Here is a 16,757-nt window from a genome sequence, read left to right on the forward strand (position 1 = left end):
ATCATGACCGCAGCCAACAACAACACGGCCGGGATCAGCTTTGCCGGCTGTGACCCGATGATCCCGGCGCCGGGCCCGAATACCGCGCCCAACAATACCGGCATACCGAATGTGCCTAACTATTTCCTTTGCGGCGGCAATGAACAGAACCTCGGCAGCATTCGCGCGGCCACCGTCGATTCGGGCGGGGTGATCGGCGCCGCCTCGGGGACGCATTCGGCGCAGATGCAGCCGGTGCAGGGATCGGGAAAGTATTTCACCGGCGGCATGCCGGTCACGCGGTTAGGTGATTCCAGCACGACGAACAACAACAACATGGTCTGCACTCAGGTCGCGCCGAGCCAGACCAAATGTTTCGTTAATGCATAGGAGTTCAGCATGGTGAAAACGCTCCGGGGGATGGCGACAGGGGGACTGTTGGCGGTGGGGATGCTCGGCGGATGCAGCTGGTTTTCTCACGATGAGGCTGCGGATGCGGGGCGTCGATTGCGGTTTATCGACGTCGAGGTGACCGCCAACGACAACGTGAACCCGAATGCCGCCGGGGAGGCGCAGCCGGTCAAGGTGTGCGTGATAGAAACCAATCGCTCGGGGTGGATGCCTGAGGGGATTGGCGACGGCGCCCCTTGCCGCGAGACGGCGCCGTCGGAAGGGGCGCTGAGCCGGCACCAGAGCATTTTGCAACCGAGGGAGACGTTGCGTTATCGCTTCGAGGTGCCGGCGGGGCAAGAGCGATGGGTCGTCGTCGGGGCGGAGTTTCAGCAAATCAGCGGCGTGTTGCCGCTCGCCGAGCAAAAGTCCCCTGCGCAGGCTGATTCGCAAATGAAGGTGATGGTGGGGATGACGTCACTCAGCATAGTGACTAACGACAAAATGGATGAATGACATGTTACCTAAACAACGCGTCGCCTGGGTAGAAGGCATGTTGATGGAACCGCAGCATTTCCAGCAGCAGGAACGTTTTTTCGAGCACTTGATTGAAGCGCGCTTGCGCAGCGTCGAAACCTTCACCTGGGGGTTCCTGACGCTGGAGATCGACAACGGGCTATTGGAACAGGGCAAGTTTGCGCTGAAGAAAGCCAAGGGCGTTTTCCCCGACGGCACGGCGTTCAGCATGCCTGAGGATATTCCGCTGCCGCCGCCGCTGGTGCTGGGAGAAGGCTGCCAGGGGAAAGTGGTGTGCCTGTCCGTGCTGATGGATATCGCCGGCAATGCCCAGATCGATCTTATCCAGGATGCGCGAAAAAGCAGCCGTTTTCGCACCATGGACGCCGAGGTGCCGGATCGCAACCACGGCGTCAGCCTGGAAGGGACCCCGCGCGTGTGCACGATGCAACTGGGCAGCCTGGTGACGCGGCTAAGCCTGGAGGACGCGGTCAGCAGCGCGGAAAGCGTGCTGCCGGTCGGTTTCGTGCGCGAGCTGACCAGCGATCGTCGGGTGCTGCTGGATGAGCGCGCCTTGCCGCCGATGCTGGATTTCCGCGCCATCGGCTGGCTGCCCGCTTTCACCACCGAATTGCTTGGGCTGATCAGCCAGCGTCTGGAGTCGGTTTTCCGCCCGGACGTGCATATGACGATCGGCGGGCTTTCCGAGCTGCTGGAACTGCTGTTGCTGCAAACCTTGAGCGAGTTCAATTTGCGCATCAGCCAACTGCTGGCCAGCCCGCAGGTGCATCCTGAAACCCTGTTCGACACGTTGCTGAGCCTGTTGGGGCGGCTCAGCATCATTCCCGGCGGCGAACGCCTCTGGGATCGGGCCGATTTGGTGTATCTGCACGATGAACCGCACAACTGCTACTTCCAACTGTTCGCCTCGATTCGCCGCGCGCTGTCGCTGGTGATCGAAGCGCCGGCGGTGGCGTTGCCGTTTATCGATCGCGGCGACAGCATTTATCTGTGCCCGAACGACTCGCAGCTGCGGCTGGAAAAACTGGTGTTTGCCGTCAGCTGCGGTTTGTCCATCGAGCATCTGCGCTCGTACTTCCCCGCGCAGGTCAAACTGGGGCCGGTCGAGAAAATCATTCAGCTGATCGATCTGCAATTACCGGGCGCTCGCTTGCTGCCGATGGCTTCGCCGCCGCGGCACATACCGTATTACCCGAACAGCATCTATTTCGAGGTTGATCATGCCGACCCGATTTATAAGGAAATGATGGCCGGCTCGGCGATGGCGCTCAGCATCGTGGGTGATTTCCCCGACCTGCGTTTTGACGTCTGGGGATTAAGGCAAGGGAGGGTGGGATGAACGAATTCGAGAGAAAAATACGCGAGGCGATGGCGGTAACGCGCAACAACGCGACGCCGCGCCTTCCCGCGTCCGGCTCGGTGGGCAAAACGACGGCGGAGATCGCCGCGCTGTCCTTCGGCGCGCGGGCGCTGGCCGCCAAGCTGCGGCCGGGAAGCGCCGGGGTGGCGACGCCCCCCGAACCCAAGCCTTATGAAGCGGAAAGCGTTGCGCCGGAAAACGGCGAGCCCGCGCCGGGCGAGCGCCCGGCCGAGGCGGCGCCGACCTCGAGCGGGCTGTTTGGCCGCGCCGCGCTGAGCAAGCCCGGCGTGATGATGGGCCATTGGGACAACCCGCTGATCGCCGCCGCTATCCCGGTCCTGCTGCAGGTGGAGCGGGTGCGCGATCAGAAACAGCTGAATCCGGGCGCGGTGCGCGCGCAGATCGTGCGCGAGATCCAACAATTCCAGCAGACGCTGCTGGCGGATCACGTTGCGCCGAGCGATGTGGACAAGCTGGCCTATCTGCTGTGCTCCTACGTGGATGAGTGCTGCATGAGCACGCTCGAATCCGGCGAACTGAATCTCAGCCTGCTGGTGGAGTTTTATCGCGACGCCTGGGGCGGGGAAAAGTGCTTCGAGCACCTGCAGGCCTATCTGGCCGCCTCGCCGCGCAACAAGGAGATCCTGGCGTTTTACGATCTGATCCTGTCGCTGGGCTTCGAAGGGCAATACCACGTAATGGAGCGCGGCGCGGTGCTGTTGGCCGACGTGCGCAACCGTCTTGACGGCTATCTGTATAGCCAGAACCCGACGCAGACGCTGGCCGATGCCGAGCCGAGCAACGTGGTGCGCAAGGCGACCCGCATCACGCCGCTGAAGCTGCTGTGCTACGGCCTGGCCATCGCGCTGCTGGCGTATGCCTCGGCCGCCTGGTATCTGCACGATCAGTCCCGCGCGCTGCGCAACGCCATTTTGGCCTGGACACCGCCGCAGCCGCGCAAAATCAACATCATGGAGACGCTGCCGCAGCCGCTGCCGCAAATCCTCAGCGAAGGGTGGCTGGAGGTGCGCGCCGATCCGCGCGGCTGGCTGTTGATCTTCACCTCCGACGGCGCGTTCGCCACCGGGCAGTCGAAGCTGTCGGAAGAGTTTAAAAAGAAACGCAACATTGAGCGTTTGGGGGAAGCGCTGGCGCCGTGGCCGGGCGATCTGGAGGTCATCGGGCATACCGACAACAAACCGTATCGCAACACCTCCAACAACTCCAACCTGAAACTGTCCGAGGCTCGCGCGCAGACGGTCGCCGACAAGCTGCGCGAATCCTTGGCCAACAGTAAATACAACCGCACCGTGACATCGGTCGGCAAGGGCGATCAGGAACCGCTGGACGACAACGCGACGGAAGAAGGGCGCCGCCGCAACCGCCGCGTGGACATCCTTTGGAAAATCGGCGAGAGGGAGATGGCTTCACCGTCTGCAACGTTAAATCAGGCAGGGGTAGCCGCCGAGGTCCCCGAGGATAACTAAGACATCCGCCGGCGTAGAGATAATAAGGAAATTATATGATACGTAGATCATTCATATTGGTGATTGCCTTGCTGCTGTGTGCGGTGGTGTGGTGGATTGGGCCGTTGATCGCCATCGGCACCTATCGGCCGCTGCTGTCGGTCTGGGTCAGGGGCATCATCATCGCGCTGATCCTGTGCTGGGCGCTGTGGCCGTTCGTGGCGACGTTCTTATCCTGGGTGTTCCGCCACGCGCGAGCGCCGGCCCCGGCCAAACGCAAGACCGCCCAGCGAGATCGCGTGACCTCGCGCTTTTACGACGCCTTGCGCACCTTGCAGTACGTCGGCACGGCGAAGCAGCGCACCCCTTGGCAGCGCTTCAAATACCGCCTGACGCGCCGTTACGTCAGCGAAAAACCGTGGTTTCTGGTCATCGGGCCGCCGGGCAGCGGCAAAACCTCGCTGATCGGCGAAAGCGGCGAACGCTTCTTGCTGGCCGAGCACTATGGCCTGCAGCAGACGGTGGACGTCGGGCCGACCCAGGATTGCAACTGGTGGCTGGCGGAGAATTCGGTGTATGTCGACACCTCCGGCGAATGGCTGCAGTTGAACGGCTTGGGGGAAGAGGGCGCCAGGGCGCGCGACACCCTGTTCAAACTGATCCGCCGCCATCGCCGCCATCCGGGCATCGACGGCATCATGCTGTGTCTGGATGCGCGTTGGTTGCTGCACGCCTCGCTGACGGAGAGAAAGTCGGTCGCCGACGCACTGCGCGTTCGCCTGCTGGAGATGGCCTCGTGGTTCCGCAGTGAGCTGCCGGTCTATCTCACCATCAGCCACCTCGATCAACTGGTCGGCGGCGAGACCTTCCTGTCCATGCTGGGCGACGATCTGTTGCAAAAAGGCATGGGCTTCAGCCTGAACCGCGCCGAACAGGGAGAAACCCCCTTCGAGCAGTATGAAACCCTCTACCGGGAGATGGTGGCGCGCGTCAGCCATCACGTGCTCGAACTGTTGCACGATGCGCCGGACGGCCAAAACCGCCAACAGCTGCTGTTCTTCACCGAATCGCTGGGGTCGCTGGGCAACCCGCTGTATTCCCTGTTAGAGCAGATCTTCCCGCAAACGCCGGTGGGCTACGCCTGCCATCTGCAGCAGGTGTGGCTGGGCAGCACCATCGCCTTGCCGCCGCAGGGGGCGATCTACAACGCGGAAGCGGCGGATATCTATGAAGCTCGCCCGACCGGGCGCATTTATCACCCGGAGCTGGATTACGCCCGGCAAGAACGCGGGGTGATGCAGCAGTCTTCGCACGCCAGGCCGCTCGGCAGCCGCATGAGCTCCCTGGGCCGCTATGTGCTGGTGCTCATTCTGTTGGCGGTCTCGTTTAACCTGCTGGCGATGCGTTACCTGTGGGAGAGCGATTACATCTCCTACATTGCGGCGCGCTTCGATGAGACAAAGCGCATCGTGCGCGAAATTCCGGTGACTAACCGCGTCAGCGACGATGTCATTTCCGCCTATGAGCAGCTGGGGTACATGAACGCGCAATTGGGCGGCGAAGTGTCGCCGGTGCCGAATCCCTATTTCGAGCACAAGCTGATCAACAGCGCGGCGCAAAAAACCTACCAACGCCATTTGCTGCAGATCTTCTGGCCGGCGGTGGAAAACTATATCGCGGACGAACTCAAGAATGACGTCTCGGCGTCCAACAAGGACGTCTACGGCACCCTGAAAGTGTACCTGATGATGGGCGAACCTTCGCACCGCTCCGCCGAAGCCTTGGTCGACTGGTTCATGGCGCGCTGGGAAACCTTTATGCCGCAGGGTTACACCGACATGAACAAAGGCATCTTCGCTTACCATCTGCGGGAGATGTTCTCTTTGCCGGACGCGCCGGTCATGAAGATGAACGGCGATCTGCTGCGCCTGGCGCGGGTGAAAGCGATGAACATTCCGATGCAGGTGCGGGTGGTGCGCCGCATCGAAGAGAAACCGTTGCCGGCGGCGATCAACGATATTTCGTTAGCCGACGCCGCCGGGCCGAACGTCTCCTTGATGCTGCGCCGCAAGAGCCAGGCGACGGTCACCGATACCGCCGTGCCGGGGTTCTATACCCGCGCCAGCTATCGCGACGTTTTCCTGGCGCAGCTCGATGACGCCGCCAAGGACATGATCGAAGAAGAGTCCTGGGTGCTGCGCGACAGCGCGGAAGGGAAAAACGCGGTGAACTCGCTGGCATCGGCGCAGAAGCTGGCCGACGAGGCGAGGAAGCTATACCTCATCGAGTATGCCGACAAATGGGATGCTTTCATGCGCGACGTGCGCGCCCGGCCGGTCAACGGGCTTGAGGATGCGGCGATCCTGGCGCGTCAACTGTCCGACCCTTCTTCCCCGCTGGCCAATCTGGTGCGCTTCGCCGCGCGCGAAACCAGCATGACCGGCACCAACCAGGGCGATGCGGCAAGCTGGTTCGATCGCCAGCGCAACCGCATCGAGCAGCAGCGGCGCGACATCCTCGGCGAGATTTCCGGCGAGCGAGCGCGTTTTCGTCTCACGCCGGAACGCGCGGTGGAAGATCGCTTCGAGCTGCTGCGCCGTCTGGGCTATCAGCTGTTGCAGACTACCAACGCCAGCAACGATCCGCTGAGCCGCAGTTTCGAAGCGCTGTACAGCCAGTTGACCACCTTGTCCACCTCGCTGCGCGGCGGCCAGGTGGTGCCCGCCGGAGGCACGCTGAAGCGTCTGCAGTTGGATGCGGCGCGCCAGCCGGAACCGGTGCGCAGCGTGATGATGGATCTGTTGCAGGTCGGGGACAGCCAGACTATTCAGCAGAGCCAAAAGAACCTGAGCAAAGGCGCTTCGTCGCTGGCCTCCGGCTTGTGCAAGAGCAGCATCAGCGGGCGTTATCCGTTCTCGCGCAACGCCAGAGCGGAGGTCGGCATCGAGGACTTCTCGCGCATGTTTGGCCAAAGCGGCGCGATGCAGCAGTTCTTCGATGAGAACCTGGCCCCTTATGTGGACGTCAACGCGCAGAAATGGAATGCCAAACCGGGTTCAGAGGGGATCGTCAATGCCAGCACGCTGGGCGCGTTTGAAAATGCCCGCCTGATCCGCGATACCTTCTTCACCGCCGGCGACAAGCTGTCCTTCTCCATGTTCATCAGGCCGTTGTCCCTGACGCCGACCATTACGGAAGCGACCCTGGATATCGATGGGCAGGTGATTAACTACAGCCATGGCTTCAGCCAGCCTACCCGTATCGATTGGCCGGGCCCGAAAGGCGGCAGCTATGTTCGACTCACCTTCCGCACCGGCACCGGCCAGATCCAGGTCGCCAGTTTCGACGGGCCTTGGGCCTTGTTCCGAATGTTCGACGCCAGCAATCCCGTGCCGCTCGCCAGCGACAGGCGAGAGCTGACGATGTCGATGTCGTCGGTGGTGGGCGTGCTCAAACTGGAATTGCGCTCGACGATGAAAGATTTCCCACTTTGGTCACGGGCGTTGCGAGGATTCTCGTGCCCGAAAGCGATGTAAACACAACCGTAAAGAGGTGATAAACATGTTAGATCCAGCCAAAATTTTAGAAACCATGAAGGCCGGCGGCAATTTGGGCACCAATTCCCAATCGTCGCTGAGTCAACCGTTTATGCAAGGCGTCAGCAATATTCAAATGTCTGGGCCGGATGCGGCCAAGTCGGTCATGAGTAATGTGACAAAATCTTGCGATGATATGTTCGGCAATATGAAGGGCATTTTTAATGGTCTGCAATCGAATGTGAACGCACACCAAAAAATGCAAACGAGCGAGCAGCCGAAAGATTTTAATGTTTCCATGGACGATCTTCGTCCGGCGATTGCGAAAGGGTTCCCGCACGAAATGGCGGACTTCTTTTCCAAAGTGCCGAAACTGTAATCAAAAACTCGATGGATAAAATACCGGGAGGCGGAAATGCCTCCTGGTATTCACAAGGAGTGTTGCGATGATCTATGACTGGATGCTCAAAAACGCCAATAAACGCATGGGTTTTTTTATCATGGTGATACCCAGCCTGTTTTTTTGGATATTGGTTTTTCTGACCTTATCTATTTTTTGATTCTTTGATGTAAAAAAAAGCACCTGCGAAGGTGCTTAAAATGAAGCGAATTAAAAAATAGGAAGGGATGATTATGAGTTGTTATTACAGTTTAGAGATGATCTGCAATCCGCTGGAAATCAGCGCATCGACGGCCAGACCAATACCTTTACCGATGGTGCCGACAACGGTTTTGGCATCCGGGTTAACACCGGCAATCGCGGAAATGGTATCAATACCTGTACCTACCGCACTGCCAATCAGTGTGCCTACGTCACCAAAAAAACCAGCACCGTTAACTTGTTCAATTTCTACTGCGGATAGTTCTTTCATGATTGAAACTCCTTTTTCAGTTAGCCCTTTACTTCAGGCAATTTCATTATTGCAAATCAGGTCATTTTTTCAATAAAACTCGCGCTGTTTTTTTATACTATTGTGTTTTTTGTTAGATTGATTTTGCATCGTTAGATTATATATTGCCGAAGCCTGGGTTTTTATATCTCACTTGCCTTGAACGGCGGCGGTTTTATGAGGTTATTATTTTAAATCGGAATGATATATACCAGAAGGGAGACCTTATGAAGGTATTGACGACGCCGGAAAGACCTTTCCGGTATGATGAGCTTGCGGATAAAATCATCCGGGAGGCCAGGAGCCGCTTGGGCTGCGCCGTTCTGCGGTTTTTAGACTGCATGATCCTGGGTTATGGCCCGCCGGTGATAGTCTTTGATATCTATAATAATCACGGTAAGTTGCAAACGTTCAAAGTCATTCTTCCTCTTGGGAGCGACAAGCAGCTAAAAAAAGATCACCTCGGGTTGGTTTCCTGCCTGGAGGCTAAAAAATTGATGAGGATCAAAAAAATATAATTCATCCCGCTCGTCAACGATGCCGCGTTATCTTTCTACGCTGCGCATCACTCCTGAAAAGTCGTTACTCCTACCAGGCATTTCTTGCGCGGGCGGCCGATGGGTTCGCCTTCTTCTTTTTTGTTGCCGTCTACATGAAAGGGCGGGAATCACTTACTGCCATAAAGTGTAGCTTTTTTTTATGCAATTTTTTTACAATAAAATGAATATGGTTATACTCTGTTTAATAGGGTCTGCGATGACCCCGCCGCCTCGTGCGAAAAAAGCATTATCCTGCCTTTATCATAAGTAAATTCCTAATGCATAAACGGATTCTCTTAACAATCAATGTCGCGCAATGTTATGTTCTATATTATGTGTTTTTTCGATATTTATCTGGATATATTGCGCTCTTGGAGTAAAATTAACGTATCAGAGAAAAATCTTAGCACCGTGATGCTGATGGCAATGATGCCTTATAAATATATCTTACGATAGCAATTTCCCTTGCGAAGCGCGGCAGCTTACCGCGTCTTGCTTTTGTATGCTCTCCAGGGCAGATGATTTATATAACCCTATATATAAAATGCACTTTTGCGAGGCAAGGTCTTTTTTGCTTCGCCTATAACGCTTTTTTATTAAAAAGCACGTTAAAACAAAAAATAATCACAGCAATGATATTGCAGTAAGGAGAGTGAGCAAGCGTAGTCAAAAGGGAGGTTTGTTAATGGAGCGCGTCAATATCGCTATTGTGGATAAAAATCAATTCTTCAAGCTGGGGTTGAGTCTTGCCTTGCAAGAAGGTTTTCTCACGAATGGCATTAAGGCCAAGATCACGGGAGAAGAACGTGCCAACATCATATTCAGGGCGCCGGACAAGCGGGTGTCCATAAATTTTTGTCATACCCAGCTTTTGCAGGGCAACTTTTCTTCTATTCCGCTCTATTTTTCAATATTGGAGCATAAAAAGACATTCCCTAAAATTCATTGCAATTTGGAAGCCGGAAGTATTACGCGCAAAGACAGCGTGGCGGCGATCGTGGACAAGGTCATGTTCTGCTATCGCAAGAAAAATAGTTTGGTTTCAAGCTATTGCCCGCGTTGTCGTACCCAGTTGACCTTTAGCGAGGGGAAAGTGTGCCGTTTAATCCATCTGGGCTATTCACAAAACCAAACGGCGATGTTGCTCGGCATCAGCCCGAAAACGGTGAGCATTCATAAACGTTCGGCCATGAGAAAACTGAACATCGATAATAATATTGAATTCTTGCGCTGGTTAAAAATGCACAGCGACTCTTGTTAATCAGGGAAAGGAAGCGAACGGTCCGGCGCCGTATTATCAGCGGCGCTGAGCGGTCATCTTTTATTGATTTCCGCCCGGCATGGAATCGGTTTTATAGGGAGATAAAACATGGCTGTCTTTGTGAGAGAAGCGGTTTCTCATAATCATTTCAAATTATTGCAAGAGCTTTATGGCAGAGATTTGGGCGGGGAGCGTTTCCTGCACTGGAAGCATTTGCTCGATCCGCATTGTGGGGCGCCGATGGAAAAAACGGGCATATTTTACAAGGATCAAGAACGTTATCTTGGGATGTTTGTGTCCAGTTTTTATCCTTTTAAAATCAATGAATTATCCTTTAATGTCAATATGCTTGGCGATCTTGGGATCCACCGTCAGGTCAAATCCTCCACCGTCTTGAAAGATTTTTTCCTGCAGGCCAGGCGTTCGGATGTGGCGGCGGATATCTGCTTTTCCGATGACAGGAAGATCAGGGTTTATGAAAAGATTTTTAGAAAGTATTTAACGACCAATACGCAAATCTATCCCTTCGTCGAATTAACCTTAAAGCCTGATAAGTTTATGGCCTTTCGTTTTACCGAGGGCGACCAAGCGCGGCAGGCCAGCTTTATCAATAATCTGGGGCGAGAAAAAGATCATCGCGCATTTGAATATATTGAAAAACATCCTCTGTATCATAAAATTCATTATATTAATAAAGGCAATCTCTACGCTGTGATTGGCTGTTCCAGTGAGTGTGCCGAACTTTTGGATATTTCCAATCCCTCCAGGGAGTGTTTTTCCTGGGCCATCGGCGTTTGTCGGCACCTGCATAGCCGTTGCAAAGTGATGATCCCTATTGGTTTTTACAAGTCGATTTGCGCTCAGGCGGCGGAGGTCATTGCAGAAAAGCGCATCAACATGCTGATCGGTTATTACTCAGAAAAGATAAGCGAGCTGATGCCGAAAGAGGTTTGGGTATGCCGCATGGATCGCCGTTAAGCAGGGCACGTGTATTCTAAATGGAGTGTTTGTCATGGAAGAGATTCCTGTATCACCCTATTCAAAAGTTTTTATCGATGAATATGACCGCCATCCAGAGGGCTGTAATTACAACGTATTGGTGCTGCAGCGTATTGAGGGCGCGCTGGATCCCATCAGATTACAAGCTGCGCTGAATGCGCTGGTGCAAGATCATGTCCTGCTGAACAGCCATATTCATGAACGGAATGGCGAACTGTATTGGCGTCGCAATGACGCAATCCATCCTTTGCAGCATTACACGGACCGCACGCTGCTGACCCAAGTGATTCGCCAGCCCTTCGACATTTACCGCGGGCCGCTTTATCGTTGGGCGCTTTTCGCCGAGGGGCCGGGGCGCTATACCCTGGCGCTGGTGGGCCATCATCTGGTGATCGACGGCGCGTCTTCCGACGAGTTTTTCTCATTGGTGAGCCAGTACTATGGTCAACAGCGGCTATCGACCCGCCTCGAGGCGACCGAGATTGCCGCCATCAACCGGCAGCTGCAGCGCGAGGTGGAACAACTGGCCGCCGATGGAGCGCTGGCGCACTGGCGGGCCGAAGCGGCAAATTTGGGCGCGATAGACGTGCCCTTTGAGAAAAGCGGCGCCGTGCGAAACGATGAGGCGGCCGAGCTGCGTTTCCAGGTGCCCAAAGCGCAATGGAAAGCGCTGAAACAGGGCGCGGGAATACGGCGAATGAATGACTTTCTGGCGTTGCTGGTGCTGTGGGGCATCTTGATGGCGCGCAGCGGCAATCAGGAAACGGTCTATATCAGCTATCCGGTGTCGATAAAAAAGGGGCAAAGATTTGCGCTTGGCGGGCATGTCAACACCAGCGTGATGCCCCTCTCGCTGCGTGACGGCGAAGGCTTCGCCGCCGTTTATCAACGCGCGATGGCGTTTATTACCGCCGCGGCGCCGCACTCGCGCCAACGGTTTAACCAACTGCCCACGCAACAGGTGGTGCAGGCGCTGGGGATCCGCGCGATGCCGATTTCCTTTGCCCAAACCAACCTGCGCGATGCGGCATTGGCGCTGGCCGATTGCGCCACTTCGCCGTTGTTTGAAGCCAACCACGATATGGCCAGCGCGTCGCTTTCCCTGGAATATGAGGATCGGGCCGACAGCGATGCCTTGCAGTTCCGGCTGCGTTTTCGTCAGGACATGTTTGACGAAGATGACATGCGCGACTGCGCGAAACATTTCATGCGCTTGATGCAAGCGGCGATGCGCGCGCCTGACGCGCCTTTACGCCACCTCGCCTTTTATCCCGCCGCCGATATGCCGCCAGATGACGACGCGGCCCCCGCGTTGCCGAGAGAAACCCTCAGCGCCCGGTTTGAGGCGATCGCGCTGCGTTATCCGGATAAGATTGCGCTGGAGTTTGAGGGGCTGCATGTCAGCTACCGTGAGCTGAACGGCATGGCGAATAGCCTGGCGCGCGAAATTACGCTCCGCTACCAAGCGCTGACCGGGGTCGCCCCTCAGGCGGACACGCTGATTGCGCTGTACAGCGAGAAAAGCCTGGAAATGGTGGTGGCGCTGCTGGCGGTGCTGAAAACCGGTGCGGCCTATGTGCCGCTCTCCTGCAATTATCCTCAGGCGCGCATTCGGCATATTCTCGAAGAAACGCGCGCGCCGGTGCTCATCGCCGGGGAAAGCCTGCAGTCGGCCGCCGAGGCGCTGGCGGCGATGATGCCGCACGCCGTGTCCGTCCTCACGCTGGGCGATCTGAACCGCCTGCCGCACGAGCGGCAGAATTTGCCGGCCGTCACCGGCGCCGACCGGCTCGGCGCGGTGATCTATACCTCGGGATCGACGGGGATCCCGAAAGGCGTGATGCTCGAGCAACACGCGATGTGCGGGTTGGCGACCGCATCCGGCATCGCTGTCACGCCCGATGATGTGCTGCTCTTCCTCTCGAGTCCGGCGTTCGATGCGGCGACGTTCGAGGTGTGGGGCGCATTGCTCAACGGCGCCAAATTGGTCGTCGTGCGCGACACGGAGGATATCGCCGGCGATGTGCCGCAGCTGGAGGCCTTGCTGCGTCGGCAGCAGGTATCGATTCTGTGGGCGACGCGCAGCCTGTTCGATCATCTTTACCTCAGTCACCCCGACCTGTTCGCCGGGCTGCGCTGTCTGCTGGTGGGCGGGGAGGCGCTGACCGCCACGCTGATGCAGCGCCTGGTGCGGCAAGCCAACCGCCCGCAGCAGGTCATCAATGGCTATGGCCCGACGGAATGCACCACGTTCACCACGATGTACGCCATCGCGGCGGATGAAACCCGCAGCAGCATCCCGATTGGGCGAGCCATACCGGGGCGCGAACTTCATGTGCTGGATCGCTGGCTGCAGCCGTTGCCGCCAGGGCTGGCCGGCGAGCTGTATATCGGCGGAGACGCGCTGGCGCGCGGCTATCTCAACCAGCCGCAGCAGACGCAAGAGCGTTTCATTACGTTGAACGGGCGACGCTTGTATAAAAGCGGCGATCGGGTGCGAGAGTTGCGCGACGGCAATCTGGAGTATCTCGGCAGAAACGATTGCCAGGTAAAAATCCGCGGTTTCAGAATTGAACTCAGCGAAATAGAAAATACGATCAATGCGCTGGAGGGCGTCGAGAAATGCGTCGTGGTGGATGTCGTCCATCGCGATAGCAAGCGCCTTGCCGCTTATGTGCTGATGGCGCGGGGCGAGCCGCTGGATCCTGCCGATTTGCGCGCCCGGCTGGAGCGGATCCTGCCGGATTACATGGTGCCGTCCAGCTATGTCGCGCTCGACGAGATACCGCTGACGGTGAACGGCAAGCTGGATCGCACGGCGCTGCCCGCTCCGCAATTCGCGCAAAGCGAGCGATATGCCGCGCCGCAGAATGCGCTGGAGGCGTTGATTTGCGCCCTGTGGGCGGAGATCCTCGGCGTTGAACGGGTTGGGGTGGATGACGACTTCTTTCGTCTGGGCGGCGATTCGATCCAAAGCATCGTGTTCACCAGCGAATTAAGCAAGTCGGGCTATCACAGCAACTCGCGTGCGGTGTTCGAAACCCGGAATGCGCGGGCGCTGGCCAAGCGCATCTTGCAGCAACGGGACGCGATTGCGCCGCTCAATGAACAGGGCGAGCTGCAGGGCGAATTCGAATTGCTGCCGATTCAGCGCTGGTACAACGAGCAGCCGCCGCAACATCGTGCCTTCTTCAACCAGACTTTTTTGGTGCGGGTGCCGCCGATGTCCGCCGAGCGCGTGGCCGATCTGGTGAACGGGCTGGCGTCGCGCCATGACATGCTGCGCGCGCGGTTTAGCGCCGACGATGCCGGCGCGCTGGTCGCGCAGCGCTATCTGTCGGTGGCCGACGGCGGCCCTTCATGGGGATACTATGACCTGGCGCTTTGTCGCCAAAGCCGCGCCGAACTTCTGCATCAATGGCAATCGGGGTTTGATCCGGTAGAAGGGCCGCTGTGCCGCTTCGTCTACATTTTCGACAGCAGCGCGCCCGGCTACGCGTTGATGTTCTGCGCATTCCATCATCTGATCATCGACGTGGTGTCCTGGCGCATCATTGTCAGAGACATGCGACGATTGCATCAGGGGGAATCGCTGTCGGCGAAAGGCACCAGCTACCGGCAGTGGGGCGAGACGTTAAGGCACTACGCGGCGAGCCGGCATGACCAATGCGCTTACTGGTTGGCGATGATCGCCGGGCAACCCGATTACGCCACGCTCAGCGAGGGGGCGCAGAGTCCGGCGTTTTGCCGCTTAGAGTGCGACGCGGCGTTGACGACGCTGTTGATGGACACCTGTCATCAGGCCTACCGCACCTCGACCCGCGAGGTGTTGCTGGCGGCGCTGGCGCCGGTGCTGCAGGCCTGGCATGGCCGTGCGGACAGTTACCTGACGCTCGAACACCATGGCCGCGATATCAATGACGATAAGATCCAGCTCGACGACACCGTCGGCTGGTTCACCGCCTTACTGCCTTTGCGCATCACCGCGCATCAGAGCCCAAAACACACGCTGCGCGCCATCAAGGACACATTAAGAAAGATGCCGGATCACGGCATCGGCTATTCGGCGCTGAAATACGGTTCAGCGTCGGACGACGAAGCGATAGCCTGTCTGCGGCGCCACCGCTTGCCGGCCATTTCATTCAACTATCTCGGCGTCTTTAACGAACAGACTGACGACGCCCTGTGGGCCTTGATCGACCAAACGGCGGATCTGGAAAACGGCGCGCTGCCGGCGAGCGACAATGTGCTGGATCTGGTGCTCTACGTGCACGGCGACCGGCTGAGCATCGTGATGTCGGGCTTATTGCCGCAGGCGACGCTGGCCCGGATCGGTTCGCACTATAGGGAGAGCGTGTCGGCGCTGGTCGAACACTGTTGCCACGAGGTGAGCCAGGGCGTTCGCCTCGCCAGCCCGGGGGACTTCCCCCATGCCGACGTCAGCCTCGCCGAGTTGGACCGCTGGCAGCAACGTCATCGCATCGCCGCCGTTTTCGAGGCTACGGTCACGCAGCGGGAACTGATGTATTTCAACCGGCTTAACCGCGAGTATCAGATCGATCAGGCCGTTTATGAGGTGGCCGGCCCGCTGCAGCCGGAGGTGTTGAACCAGGCCTGGTCGCTGGCGCTGCAGCGATTTGAAATGCTGCGCGCCGGGTTTGGCGATCAAACCCGCCGTGGGCGGCCCAACGTCTTCATCTGCGAGACGCTGCAGGCGCCGATCGCGATCGAGGATTGGACCGATGCGCCGCCGTCCTCGCTGGAAGAAAGGATGGAAGCGCTGTTGGCCCGGGAACGAGAAACCTCGTTTGAGCTGGATGCGCCGCCGTTGATCCGCTGGCGCCTGATCAAGTTGAACGCCGATGAGCACTATCTGGTGCAGACCTTTAACCATATCTTGTTCGACGGTTGGTCCCTCGGCGTTCTGTTCGAACACTGGTTCAACGACTACCTCACCTTGCTGGAAGGGGGCGCGCCGGCGCTGGAAATTAACCGATTTGAGCCGTTCGCCGCTTATGTGCGCGCGCACGGCGACGATCCCGAAGCGCAGGCGTTCTGGGCGGACTATTTGCGCGGAGCGCCGGTCAACCAACGTTTGCCGTTGAGCGCTGCGCCGGATGCCGCGCCGCAGGGGCGACGTATGCGGCAATATGGCGCGGAATTCACCGCGGAACAGGTGGCAAGCCTCACCGCGTTTTGCCGGCGCCAGGGGATCACGGTCAATCAACTGACGCAGCTGGCCTGGATGCTGGCGCTGGCCGAAGCGCTGGCCTGTGACGATATCGCGATCGGCACGACCATGAGCGAGCGCCCGGCGGACATTGAGCAGGTGCAGACGCTGTTTGGCCTGTGTGTCGCCAGCCCGGTGCTGCGCCTGCAGGCGATTCGCCGCCGGCCCATTTATGCGTTGCTGGCCGATATCGCGGATTCCCAGACGCTGAGGCAGAAGTACGCCTTTTCCGAACTGAACCGCTACGACGAACAATGGGTGCCCACTTCGCCGTTCGGCAGCCTGTTTGTGTTTGAAAACATGCCGCAACCGCAGAAGGATCCGTGCTTGCCGTTTACGTTCCGGGTGACGGATATCGTCAGCGGCAGCAACCACCAAACGGTGCTGTGCTTGTTCCCCGAAGCGGAACGGCTCGCCATTTCACTGTTTTATGATTCTCACGAGATAGCTCAGGAGACCATCGTTGCGGTAGGACGCCGTTTTCAGGCCATTGCGCTCGCGATCGCCCACCTTCCGCCCGACAGCGAAATCCGCGCCGAAGACGGGATTATCCAGGCGGAGGAGGCGTGA

11 protein-coding genes are annotated in these 16,757 nt (G+C 57.8%); 10 read left to right on the plus strand and 1 reads right to left on the minus strand.

The features are described from left to right. Positions 1-3 precede the first annotated feature (3 nt). The 6 genes from ACJ8PE_RS02325 to ACJ8PE_RS02350 are packed head-to-tail and all read left to right on the plus strand — an operon-like array spanning position 4 to position 7,647. Positions 4-369, plus strand: coding sequence for a PAAR-like domain-containing protein (locus tag ACJ8PE_RS02325; RefSeq protein WP_197761196.1), 366 nt, complete (start codon positions 4-6; stop codon positions 367-369). Positions 370-399: 30 nt separating this feature from the next. Then, the gene (locus ACJ8PE_RS02330; protein ID WP_232095014.1) at positions 400-885 is read left to right on the plus strand and encodes a type VI secretion lipoprotein TssJ; all 486 of its coding nucleotides are present in this window, start codon (positions 400-402) and stop codon (positions 883-885) included. Between the two features lies 1 nt (position 886). Further along, a complete protein-coding gene (gene tssK, locus ACJ8PE_RS02335) occupies positions 887-2,245 on the plus strand; it encodes a type VI secretion system baseplate subunit TssK (protein ID WP_021505816.1) in 1,359 nt (452 codons plus the stop codon). Next, positions 2,242-3,753 (plus strand): type IVB secretion system protein IcmH/DotU, encoded by a 1,512-nt coding sequence (icmH, locus tag ACJ8PE_RS02340; protein WP_197761198.1) that lies wholly within the window; start codon positions 2,242-2,244, stop codon positions 3,751-3,753. Before tssK ends, icmH begins: the two co-directional genes overlap by 4 nt. A gap of 35 nt (positions 3,754-3,788) precedes the next feature. Beyond that, complete coding sequence (gene tssM, locus ACJ8PE_RS02345) at positions 3,789-7,268, plus strand: type VI secretion system membrane subunit TssM (RefSeq protein ID WP_033643653.1); 3,480 nt, start codon at positions 3,789-3,791, stop codon at positions 7,266-7,268. 25 nt (positions 7,269-7,293) lie between these two features. Continuing rightward, on the plus strand, positions 7,294-7,647 hold the full coding sequence (locus ACJ8PE_RS02350) for a DUF6277 family protein (RefSeq protein ID WP_033632662.1): 354 nt from the start codon (positions 7,294-7,296) through the stop codon (positions 7,645-7,647). A 265-nt stretch (positions 7,648-7,912) separates the two neighbouring features. On the opposite strand, the gene ACJ8PE_RS02355 is transcribed toward ACJ8PE_RS02350, so the two are convergent. Beyond that, entirely contained in the window at positions 7,913-8,140 is a 228-nt protein-coding gene (locus ACJ8PE_RS02355) for a hypothetical protein (RefSeq protein WP_004935320.1), read from the minus strand. Between the two features lie 245 nt (positions 8,141-8,385). On the opposite strand from ACJ8PE_RS02355, the gene ACJ8PE_RS02360 reads away from it, so the two are divergent. From ACJ8PE_RS02360 to ACJ8PE_RS02375, 4 genes are all read left to right on the plus strand, one after another. Further along, positions 8,386-8,676, plus strand: a complete 291-nt coding sequence (locus tag ACJ8PE_RS02360; RefSeq protein ID WP_004935318.1) for a hypothetical protein — start codon at positions 8,386-8,388, stop codon at positions 8,674-8,676. Positions 8,677-9,382: 706 nt separating this feature from the next. Then, positions 9,383-9,958, plus strand: coding sequence for a helix-turn-helix transcriptional regulator (locus tag ACJ8PE_RS02365; protein WP_004935315.1), 576 nt, complete (start codon positions 9,383-9,385; stop codon positions 9,956-9,958). A 108-nt stretch (positions 9,959-10,066) separates the two neighbouring features. Then, entirely contained in the window at positions 10,067-10,936 is an 870-nt protein-coding gene (locus tag ACJ8PE_RS02370) for a hypothetical protein (protein WP_033650782.1), read from the plus strand. Positions 10,937-10,970: 34 nt separating this feature from the next. After that, a complete protein-coding gene (locus ACJ8PE_RS02375) occupies positions 10,971-16,757 on the plus strand; it encodes an amino acid adenylation domain-containing protein (RefSeq protein WP_404768844.1) in 5,787 nt (1,928 codons plus the stop codon).

Origin of the sequence: Serratia sp. CY74737 (assembly GCF_052166775.1) — a bacterium.
Classification (GTDB): Bacteria; Pseudomonadota; Gammaproteobacteria; order Enterobacterales; family Enterobacteriaceae; genus Serratia; species Serratia ureilytica.

Bases quoted from the DNA above. Each gene is read 5' to 3' on its own strand.
- ACJ8PE_RS02350 (WP_033632662.1), top strand. From the start codon at position 7,294: ATGTTAGATCCAGCCAAAATTTTAGAAACCATGAAGGCCGGCGGCAAT.
- ACJ8PE_RS02370 (WP_033650782.1), top strand. From the start codon at position 10,067: ATGGCTGTCTTTGTGAGAGAAGCGGTTTCTCATAATCATTTCAAATTA.
- ACJ8PE_RS02355 (WP_004935320.1), bottom strand. From the start codon at position 8,140: ATGAAAGAACTATCCGCAGTAGAAATTGAACAAGTTAACGGTGCTGGT.
- ACJ8PE_RS02325 (WP_197761196.1), top strand. From the start codon at position 4: ATGACCGCAGCCAACAACAACACGGCCGGGATCAGCTTTGCCGGCTGT.
- ACJ8PE_RS02360 (WP_004935318.1), top strand. From the start codon at position 8,386: ATGAAGGTATTGACGACGCCGGAAAGACCTTTCCGGTATGATGAGCTT.
- ACJ8PE_RS02375 (WP_404768844.1), top strand. From the start codon at position 10,971: ATGGAAGAGATTCCTGTATCACCCTATTCAAAAGTTTTTATCGATGAA.
- ACJ8PE_RS02365 (WP_004935315.1), top strand. From the start codon at position 9,383: ATGGAGCGCGTCAATATCGCTATTGTGGATAAAAATCAATTCTTCAAG.
- tssM (WP_033643653.1), top strand. From the start codon at position 3,789: ATGATACGTAGATCATTCATATTGGTGATTGCCTTGCTGCTGTGTGCG.
- ACJ8PE_RS02330 (WP_232095014.1), top strand. From the start codon at position 400: ATGGCGACAGGGGGACTGTTGGCGGTGGGGATGCTCGGCGGATGCAGC.
- tssK (WP_021505816.1), top strand. From the start codon at position 887: ATGTTACCTAAACAACGCGTCGCCTGGGTAGAAGGCATGTTGATGGAA.
- icmH (WP_197761198.1), top strand. From the start codon at position 2,242: ATGAACGAATTCGAGAGAAAAATACGCGAGGCGATGGCGGTAACGCGC.